Below are 10039 nucleotides of genomic sequence, written 5' to 3' on the forward strand. Positions count from 1 at the left end.
ATGCTCAGCAACGATACCCCGACTGCCGACGCAGGACCCGTCCCCTTCCCGCAGGGCCTCATGGCCTGGTCGGGCAATCGGGGCGGCGGTGTGCGCCGCCTGTTCGACCCGGCCAGCGGGCGGCCGGGCGCGATGGTATTTGAGACGAACCTGCTCCACCAACTTCGCGACTGGGCCCGCAAAGTTGCCGAGGGCGACGAGCATGCACCCCGAGTGATCCTCCTGGTCGGAGGCCCGGGCAACGGTAAGACGGAGGCGGTCGAGGCGACGATTGCCGCGCTCGACGCCTCACTTGGGTGTGATGGGGGCTTAGTGTCGACCCTCGCGACCTCCTACCACCCACCGGAAGGCATGCCCGTCCCGCGTTTCGTCGAGATTGACGCTGGCAGCCTCTCGTCACCGGTGCGCACGTTGCGGCTTCAGGTCGTCCAGGATGCATCTGTGGGTGGCACGGCCGCGAGGCCGCCGGCTCAGCTGCTGGTCGAGGAGCTGGGGGAGGCGGTATCGTCGCCAGGGACGCTGGCCTACCTTTGCTGTGTCAACCGTGGCGTTCTTGATGACGCGATGATCCACGCGATCGACAGCGACCTCCCCGACGCCCGTGAGCTGCTTGAGATGATCGCCCGCGCGGTGAGTCAGACCGCCGAAGCACCGGCTTGCTGGCCGCTGGAAGGCTTCCCGAACGTGGGTGTTTGGCCCATGGATGCCGAATCTCTCGCGGAACCGACGGAGGCCGGCGACGCGCCGCCTGCCGAGGCCATCCTGGCTCGTGCGATTGACGCGACGATGTGGTCCGTTGCCTGTGCCGCCGGCCCGGCCTGTCCGTTTTGCAGGTCGCGCAAGCTTCTGTCTGCGTCGCGCGAGAGCGCCAGCCTGCTCAAGATGCTCCGGTGGTTCGAGTTGGCTACGGGGAAGCGCTGGGCGTTCCGCGACCTCTTCTCCTTATTTTCCCACATCTTGGCCGCATCGGGGACGCCTAAGGCCAGGGTGGCGCTTGGACCTTGCGACTGGGCGGCCGCGCTTGTCGAGGCGGACCAGAGGGCTGCCGGCCGCCCCAAGCGAGACACATCGGCGGCGCTCTTCTGGCTCGTGTCGGCACAATACCAGCACGCCCTGTTCCATTCCTGGGACTGGACCCTCGCCTCGTCTCTGCTCAAAGACGTTAAGGACCTCGGTCTCCATGAGACGAACAACACGGCCATGGGGTTGTGCTATTTTCTGCAGTCTCGCGCTTCGGGTTACATGCCAGCCATGATTGCGCCACTGCTGGACGACATGGACCACCTGCTCGATCCCGCGCTCGCCCCGCCGGAACACGAGGTCGTGCTCTGGGGAGGCAATGTTCCGCTGGGCGACTTTGACGCACGCTTCAGCAGGTCGGTGCGCGAGGGGCTGGACTTCGCCATCCGGACCCGCGCACTGTCCCAGATAGAGCGCACGCTGCTCGAAAGGCTCGCCGACCTGGATGAACTCCTGGGGACCCCCCACATTCGCCGCCGGCGCCCAACCGCGGCTACACGCGTCCAGCGAGCCGCGCGGGATTTCGCATGCCGGATCACGCGCCGGAGTGTTGGCGCGCGCCAAGCCGCCGTGCCCGACGCAGCGCTGCTGGATCGCTTCCACCGTCTGGTCACGGACGCCGATGGCCGGGGCCACGAACTGCACGAGGTGGCCATCCAGGTGGAGGACCTCCTGAACAACGGTGCGAATTTCGACGTGTCCCTGAGCACCACGTTCGGGCAGCCGATGCCGCCAGTCCGGAGCCGGGCCATCCTCGAGGTTTCGCGCCGCAGAGTCTATGCCAGGGAGGCGAACGTCGCTGGGCGCCCGTCGCCGTCGCTGTGCTTCCTCAATGTCGAGGCGGGAGGCAGCTCTCAGCCGATCGCCGTCACCTACGACTTGTTCAAGGCGGTCTCTGACCTGGAGCGAGGATTGTCGCCCGCGTCGCTGCCCCACAGCGTCCTAGCTCTGCTGGACACCACGCGCGCCAGGATGGCCGGCTCGATCGTTCGTGACAAGCATGTGCAGGACCGTCCAACGATCCATCTCGGCGACAGCCTGACGATCGAGCGGCACCGGGGACGGTTCATCGCAAGGAAGCGGGGACGACGTCCGTGAGCCTGTCTGACTTTCTGTCCTCGCCCTGGGCGAAGTCGCATCCAGCGTACCGGGAATCGGCGCTTTCCATCCTCCCGGCGCCAGAGTATGCGAATGCGGAGGTGCTGGTGGCGGGCCTCTATCGGTCCATCGGCATGCCCGGCGTGGCCGAGCGCGCCGTGCCGGGGAATGGCCGGCAATTGGATCGGGCCGTCGCGAAGAGCCGCGACATGGGCAAGCGCCCCGAGGGTGCCGCCTTGGAGGGCGAGGCGGCGCACGCCCTGCTGAATGGCGTGCTCCAGAGTCCTAAGCTGCAAAACCAATCCGCCAAGCGGTTCATCCAGGTTACCCCGCTCGTAGGAGAGACGGCTTGGTTCTCCGGGTCAGCGCGCCTCGCGGGCAATCCCTGGCCGGCCGGGACATTGCTGCGGCGAATGGTCTGGTTGGGCTCAGACAGTCAGGAAGGCGCCGAGACGATCTGGCAGCGGCTGTTCGGTGCCCTTGCCGTGGCCGATGGCGACGACGTATTCGCCCGCTTCCTCAGCGAGGAGCTGGCCGCGTGGTCCGGGCACTCCTGGGGCGATGAGCCCGTGATGCCAGGGGAAGGCGAGGTTTCCCTCCTGCCGCCTGGCGAGCTTGAGGGCCGGCCTTTCCCTGCGCGGCAGTTTGCGAGCGACCTAGCCGCGGTCATCGACGCCAAGCCGTTAATGACGCGGCGGCAGTGGACCAGCATGTTGGAGGCCCTGGTCCGCGTGGCAGCCGTCGCACACGTGGCCTGGCTCTGCGAGGTACAGCGGCGTATCTGGGACATGTTGCGCAAGGCGCTTGGTGGACGCATCGACGCGGTGCCCACCAGGGATCAGATCTATCCCTTGGCGTTGTCCTACCTGACGTTCGGCAAGGGCGCACTGGCCGAGCTCAAGGACCGTACGTCCGCCTATCTTCGCGCCCGGCTAGGCATTAACGCGTTGCTGTGGTCGCTCGACGACATCGGGGCCTCGCACGAGGGCGGGTTAGGCTGCGCTGCTGACTTCGAGCGCCTGCGGGGATCCGTGGCCAAGCACCAAGCCAAGCTCGGCGAGGTACTGGACCATCTGGAAGATCTCTCAGAATCCGAGGCGCGGACCTTGCTTTGCTCCAAGGGGATTGGCTCCAACCTCAAGGAATTCGCGCTCCACGTTCTTTACCAGCGCATTCCCGCTGATACGCTGCTGCGCGGCTACGATCAGGGCTTCGTGCTGCGACGGAAAGGAACGGCGAGGTCCGCCCGGTGGATTTGCGCGCCAGGACCGCTCGCCATCCTGACGCTCGTGCATTGCTCACTCGCCGGCGTTGCCGGACCCCGGTCCGTCCAGCGCCTCGCCCAGCACATGGCGGCCTATGGCATTGGTGTGAACCACCGGGACATCGCCCGTAACGACCTTGGCCAGCAACTGCGGATGCTGGGTCTGGTCTTGGACAGCCCCGACGCCGAGACCGGCATGCTGCTGGTTGCCCCTTTCCAGGCTGCCGTTGGGATGGCAAGGCCATGATGCAACTTGCCGTCTGGCTGGCGGAGGTTGTCCGCGAGCGCGTCGTCGCCACCACGAAGGGGGCCGGAGAGGTGCGGCTCATCTTCCACGGCCCTCCGCTGGAACTGCTCCAGGCGGTGTTCGACGAGTTGACAAAGCCGGGCCTCGGGCTTGGAGTGCCCGTCGTGCTACAGGTGCCGGTGCTTCCCGCCGGAACCACCAACCCGCCCATTGGCCAGTCCGGGCCCTGCGAAGAAAGCCACCTCCTGGACCTACGGAACTCGCCCGCAAACCCCAGCTACATCGCGCTCGTCCCGCCGGGCGAGCGGGCTATCATGTCCGTCACCTCGACAACGGACGAATTCGGGCTCTCGGCGGCCAGCGACGGCAGCGAGGTCTTGTTTGGGAAATGGTGGTCCGACCCATTGGTCGAGGCCGTGCTGGCGGCTGGCCTCGACAAACTGGCCATGGACGAGGGCCAGCGGATGGAAGCCGCCAGCCTAGTTGAGCGTGCCGCCGCCGCCGTGGATTCGGTCGACCCAGAGCAGAACCGCCGCACCTCCGTCTGGCGCCTGCTGTCGCGGATCTATTCCATCCCGGACTCCGGGGCAGGCATGGCGACGGGACTCAGCCTCGCCTGCGGCGTCCCGCCCATGGAGGCGGCGACCCTGTCGGCGAGCGAGCAGCAGGCGATGCTGGACGGGGTTGTCGAGGCGCTGGCGGATGGATTCCGGCTCGGGCTGGATGCGCCGATGCAGGCTGCGTCGGCTGAGCAGCGTGCTTGGCTTGGGGCCTTCCTGGGCCATATCCGCGCGGTTTGCGATGTTCCCACGGCCCTTGAGCGGGCGGCAGAGCCATTCTACCTGCCCCAAGACGGCTGGTTTTTGTCCGAGGCGCCCGACTGGTGGAAGGGCCTCACGGCCGAGGCCTGGGCAGCGCTGCTGGCTGACGAGCCCGAGATCGCGGGCGATGTCCGCATTGAGGTCAAGAACGCTATCCTCCCACCAACCCGGGGCGCTCCGCTCATTGTTGAGGCCGCGGTCGAATTGGCCGTCCGGACAGTCTCCGAGGAGGACGCTCCCGTGGTTGTCCGTGTGGAGCGATCACCTGGAAAGTCGGCGGGCGGCTTTCCGCTGGAGTTGGAGGTCGACGGCGAGCAGGAGTACATTGACGACTCGCCGCCGCGCCACAAGTCGCCATTGCAGTACAAGGGATCCGCTGAGGGCCACCGCCCGGCCTCGACCAAGGTAATTTCCCTGGCCAGCTGGGCGCCGGGCATCGTGGTTGCTTGCCGCTTGGCACGGAAGATCGTCCCGCCCAAGGTGCCGTCGGGCCGAGGGCGGGGAGCGAACTACGAGACCAGCATGGCCTTGCCTGGCCCCGGTCGCTACGAACTGCTCGTCTTCCTCTCCGAAGGGGTCTCCCTTGGAGCCCAGGCGAAGGGGACGGGTGGGGAGGGCACCGCGTCCGCCGAGCCCCTGGTGATCCCCGTTCGAGAGTTGCAGGAAGGTCGCCATCAGGTCGAGGTTGACCTCGATGGCGCTTTCCAGATCGACTTGCAGCTGTCGCGGATCGGTGAGGACGGCAAATCCAGGACGGAGACCTGCCGTGTCTTCCTATCCGTCGACGATGTAGCGGAGGATGGCTGCCGCAGCGAGTTCGAGCGCCTCATCAAGCTCAACCGGCGCCAAATCGAGCCGAGCGGCGCGAAGCCTGTCGTGCAACTGGCCCGGTCACGAACGAGCACCCTGCAAGGCTGGATGCTGCAGGCCCAGGCGGTCTCATCCTACCTCCCGCTCGTCCTTGCCGAGGATTACAGCGACCATTGGGCCGAGCCCGCGTGGGAAGAGGAAACAGGTCGCATTCTCTCTCGCGCGCGCTTCCTGCGCGACCCCCGGCCGCCAGCCAGCGAATTCGTCCCTCCCTCTGGTTTCCTGGAGGCCCGCGCCAAGCTCGCCGAGATGATCCGGGGCGACGACCACGCCAACCTCGTCGAGGCGGCGCCCCTCGGGGAGTGGCTACGCAGCCGGGATGGCTTCGCCGCCGCCCTGGAGCAATACATCGACGCCTACTCGGTCTGGCTAAGGGCCAGTCCGGAAGTCGCACGGTGGGTGGATGTCACCTGCATCGTTTCCCTGGAACCCGGCGGGCGCACGATCTCGCGGGTCCCGGACGCAATCATGTTGTCGCCGCTCCACCCCCTCCGACTTGTCTGGCACGCGGTTGCGCAAGGGCTGCTGGACTCGGCTGCGGTGAGCAATCGCCCTTGCCCGGCGGCTGGCGTCCTGGACCCTGGCGTCGTGCCCGACATCCTGCACCTGCCCCTGGCCTCTCCCGACGGGGTGGACAACGTTCCTTTTCTCGCCGTTGAGGTCAACTCCGACTACTGGTCGGTCCTCTGGAATGGAAACAAGCTGTCTTCCCTGGCAGCCCGTTCGCGCCAGGAACCGTTCGGGGCAGCGCTGGGGCTCGCGGTCGGCGGCATCTCCACCGGGTTCAGCGCGAGCCAAGTCGGCCGCGCCCTCGACAATGTCGCCGATGTGCTTTGTGCGAAACCCCGGCTGACGGTCCACGTAGCCAGTGCCGGCGGGGCGACCGAGGCCTGCAACGAAGGGCTGGTCAGCTGGTCGACGCGGAGGTTTAGCGAGCAGGGGAAGCATGACCGCCGGCACTGGCTGGGCACGCGGCACCTGGACGTGTTCGACGGCCGCGCGCTGGGCGAGATGCCGGAGGAAGCGGCGATCGCAATCCTGTCGGAAGACACGGGCAACCATGTCCGCTGGTTTGTCGGAGACCAACCGGGGTGTGCGCTAGACCTTGGCATCATCGCCCAGCTGGAATCTTCGGAGCCCGAGGCCACTCCTTCCTCGACCCGGTCGGTGCTAGGCGTCGGCGGTCTGATCCGGCATCGCGTGCGCAAGCAGCTGCCGGGCGCCTTCCTCTTGGAATCGCGCCAGTCGCTGGCCCCACCGTCCAGCGGGGATGTCCTCGCCGACAAGGTTGCCGCCCTAGCGTCCGGTCTAGAGAACACCGCCCCGGCGCCGATCGGGCTGAGGTTCGCTCCCGACGTCCATGCGATCGCCGACATGCTGGAGGAAAAGAAGACTGACTTCGTCGCGATCTCGTCGTCTGCCGTCGACCCAGCTTGCTTCCTTGGAGGTTGGCTACCGAACTCCTACCTCTGGGACTACGAGTTGCCGTCGTATTCCCACAGGGCTGGCGACACGAATGGATATTACCTTCTCTCCCGCATCAAGTCGCCTGACCGCGACAGCCTCAAGAAGGTGCTTTCGCGCCTGCCCGGCGGCGCCACGCTCGACGACACGAAGGTCGAGGCGATCCTCCTGGAGGTCGCCCGGCGTGGCATCCCCACGATCCGCGGCCTAGCCGGCGATGACACGGGCGCGACGGGCGACCTTGGGTTGTTCGTGGCGGCCCGGCTCCTGCAAGATAGGTTCAGGACCACGGCCAGTGCTGACAGCATCCTCCCGGTGCTTGCGGGCACCGCGGAAGAGCCTAGGATCGCGCTCGTCATCCCGGTCGATCCGTTCCGGGGTTTCCTCGACGATCTATCGAGGGCGCTGCACAAGGAACGGCCGGACGCCACGCTCTCGCGGCCAGACCTCCTGGTAGTGGGGATCTGCATGGATGGCCGGCGAGTCAGGATTCACCTCACGCCCGTGGAAGTGAAGTGCCGCTTGGGCGAGGTGTTCCCGCCGAGCGACATCCAGGATGCGCTCTCCCAGGCAAAGTCGCTGTCGAGCCTGCTGGGCGCGCTTGCCAGCGAGGAAGGCCTTTCGGTTTGGAAGCTCGCTTACCAGAATTTGCTATTGTCAATCATCGGCTTCGGGATGCGTGTCTATAGCCAGCACCGCGACCTGTTCGGGGGCGCCGGCGACTGGTCGGCCTACCACGAGCGCGTCGCCGATGCGGTGCTCGCCGACCCTGGCGCCGTCACCATTGACCCCCACGGCCGCCTGCTTGTCGTGGACAACACCCCGGTCAGCGACGCGATCGACAAGGACCGGGACGGCTTCGAGGAAGTGATCGTCGTGGGCGGGCAGGACGCGGGACATGTCATCGCTGGCGACGCCCAGGCGTTCTACGACGGCGTCAAGGCCAAGGTCGGCGACTGGGGCTTCTTCCCGCCGCTACCAAGCACGGCGGCGACCCCGGTTGTTCTTGATCACAGGTCTTCCGGCCCGGGCGACGGCGAGTACATTCAGGCACAGCCGGGCCTGTCGGACGAGGCGGAAGAGCTAGCGCCGGCTCAAGGGAATGCCCCAGGCCTCGAAATCGCTGCACGGAGCATTGCGGTCGAGATCGGAGAGACGGTTGATGGGTTCAAGCGCCGTCACGTGGGGCTCGCCCTGTCTGATACTCGGCTGAACCAGCTGAACATGGGCGTGGTCGGCGACCTCGGCACAGGCAAGACGCAATTACTGAAGTCGCTCATCCACCAGATCGGCTCGTCAGCCCCGAGCAACCGGGGCATCCGGCCCCGCATTCTGGTCTTCGATTACAAGCGAGACTATAGCAGCGCCGACTTTGTCGAGGCCACCAGCGCACGGGTCGTCAAGCCGCACCGGCTCCCCCTCAACTTGTTCGATACGCGCGACCTGGGTGACTCGACGGTTCCCTGGCTCGATCGCTTCAGGTTCTTCGCCGACGTGCTTGACAAAATCTACTCGGGCATCGGCCCGGTCCAGCGTGACAAGCTTAAAAAGGCCGTCAGGCAGGCCTATGCCGGAGGAGTCCAGGCCCCGACGATCTACGATGTCCATGCCGCCTATGCCGGGCTGCTCGACGGGAAGTCTGATGCGCCGATGTCCATCATAGACGATCTGGTTGACATGGAGATCTTCGAACCCGACCCGGCGAAATGCATGACGTTCGCCGAGTTCCTGAACGGCACCGTGGTCATCTCCCTTGATGCGCTTGGGCAGGACGACCGGAGCAAGAACATGCTCGTGGCCGTGATGCTGAACATGTTCTACGAGAACATGCTCCGAATCCCGAAGCGACCCTTCGTCGGCACCGACCCGCAGCTGCGCGCTATCGATTCCTACTTGCTGGTCGACGAGGCCGACAACATCATGCGGTACGAGTTTGACGTGTTGAGGAAGCTGTTGCTCCAGGGTCGGGAGTTCGGCTGCGGGGTCATTCTTGCGTCGCAATACCTGCGGCACTTCAAGGTGAACGCGACCGACTACCGCGAGCCCTTGCTGACTTGGTTCGTGCACAAAGTGCCGAGTGTCACGCCGACAGAGCTAGGTTCGCTAGGACTCGGCCCGGCTGCTGCGGAGCTTGCCGAGCGGGTGAAGACTCTCGGTAACCACCAGTGCCTGTACAAGTCGTTCGACGTAGCGGGCGAGATCGTCAGGGGCTTGCCGTTCTACGAGTTGCGCGCCCGAGAGTCCGGGGAGGCATAGCCGATGCCGGACTTCCTTACTCCAGACCAACGCTCGGAACGGATGTCGCGGATTCGCTCGCAAGACACCTCGCCCGAGCTGGCACTAAGGCGCGAGTTGCACCGGCTGGGCCTACGCTTCACGCTCCGGAACAAGAAGCTGCCCGGCAAGCCAGACATGGTGTTTCCCCGGCACCGGGCGGTGGTGTTCGTCCATGGCTGCTTCTGGCACCGCCACCCGGGATGCAACATTGCGACGACGCCCAAGTCGAACACGCCATTCTGGCAAGAGAAGTTCAATCGCAATGTCGCGCGCGACGCGAGGGTTGTTGGCGAACTTGAGGCCCTTGGCTGGCGTGTCTTTGTAGCCTGGGAATGCGACGTCCAGTCTGGCATTCGGGCAAGGGAGACGGCGGCGCGGCTGGCACAGGCGATCCGTAGCGAACATGATCCGGTGCAACCGGCCTAGATGTCTGATCCTGGTGATTGGTGGTATTCTTCAGCAACCTGTTAAAGGCGGTCCGATCCAAGACGCGCTTCTGAGTGCTGCGGCTTTGATGGTCGGCGCTGGATGTGAGTTCGGTAAATACGTGTCGCCCGAGGGCTTCGCCTGATTCCCGTCATCGGTCGACGGACGCTGAAGGTTGATGAGCGCTTCTCCCGCGACCCGCCGGACGTCGACCTCCCGGACGGCGCAGTCAAGCGGCGCACCAGTCGCGCCACAGGTCGCGGTAGGCCGCCTCCAGATGGCGGGTGAAGCGGGGGCCGTCGCACAAGGGGCCGGCGGCCATGCGGTCGCGCAGGCCGGCCCGCAGCGCCGCCAGCCGGTTGCGGTCGGCGGCCAGTCCGGCGGCGATGGCGAGGTAGCCGTCAGGTGACCCGGCGATCAACTCCGGCAGGCCGGCGGCGGTCAGGTGGGCGACCGAATGGCGGGCGCAGAAACGGTCGCCGCCGCCCAGCGTCACCACCGGCACCCCCATCCACAGCGCCTCCAGCGTCGTCAGCCCGCCCGAATAGGGGA

At 66.1% G+C, this 10039-nt stretch carries 4 protein-coding genes and 1 pseudogene; 4 read left to right on the forward strand and 1 reads right to left on the reverse strand.

Annotated elements, in window-relative coordinates; translation table 11 throughout:
* Genes TSO352_RS19725 through vsr form a run of 4 tightly spaced genes read left to right on the forward strand, consistent with a single transcriptional unit; the run spans position 1 to position 9487 of the window.
* Positions 1 to 2118, forward strand: coding sequence for a hypothetical protein (locus tag TSO352_RS19725; RefSeq protein WP_199231667.1), 2118 nt, complete (start codon positions 1 to 3; stop codon positions 2116 to 2118).
* Positions 2115 to 3629, forward strand: a complete 1515-nt coding sequence (locus TSO352_RS19730; RefSeq protein WP_109108961.1) for a hypothetical protein — start codon at positions 2115 to 2117, stop codon at positions 3627 to 3629. The genes TSO352_RS19725 and TSO352_RS19730 overlap by 4 nt, the downstream gene beginning before the upstream one ends.
* A complete protein-coding gene (locus TSO352_RS19735) occupies positions 3626 to 9040 on the forward strand; it encodes a hypothetical protein (protein ID WP_109108962.1) in 5415 nt (1804 codons plus the stop codon). Before TSO352_RS19730 ends, TSO352_RS19735 begins: the two co-directional genes overlap by 4 nt.
* Before the next feature lie 3 nt (positions 9041 to 9043).
* Positions 9044 to 9487, forward strand: a complete 444-nt coding sequence (vsr, locus tag TSO352_RS19740) for a DNA mismatch endonuclease Vsr (RefSeq protein ID WP_109108963.1) — start codon at positions 9044 to 9046, stop codon at positions 9485 to 9487.
* 229 nt (positions 9488 to 9716) lie between these two features.
* Here vsr and TSO352_RS19745 read toward each other — a convergent pair.
* A pseudogene (locus TSO352_RS19745) lies at positions 9717 to 10039 on the reverse strand (hypothetical protein); the annotation flags it as partial.

Origin of the sequence: Azospirillum sp. TSO35-2, from assembly GCF_003116095.1 — a bacterium.
Lineage (GTDB): Bacteria > Pseudomonadota > Alphaproteobacteria > Azospirillales > Azospirillaceae > Azospirillum.

What these genes read in the sequence shown, in the direction of transcription:
- TSO352_RS19725 (WP_199231667.1), top strand. Translation starts at nt 1, where the DNA reads ATGCTCAGCAACGATACCCCGACTGCCGACGCAGGACCCGTCCCCTTC.
- TSO352_RS19735 (WP_109108962.1), top strand. Translation starts at nt 3,626, where the DNA reads ATGATGCAACTTGCCGTCTGGCTGGCGGAGGTTGTCCGCGAGCGCGTC.
- vsr (WP_109108963.1), top strand. Translation starts at nt 9,044, where the DNA reads ATGCCGGACTTCCTTACTCCAGACCAACGCTCGGAACGGATGTCGCGG.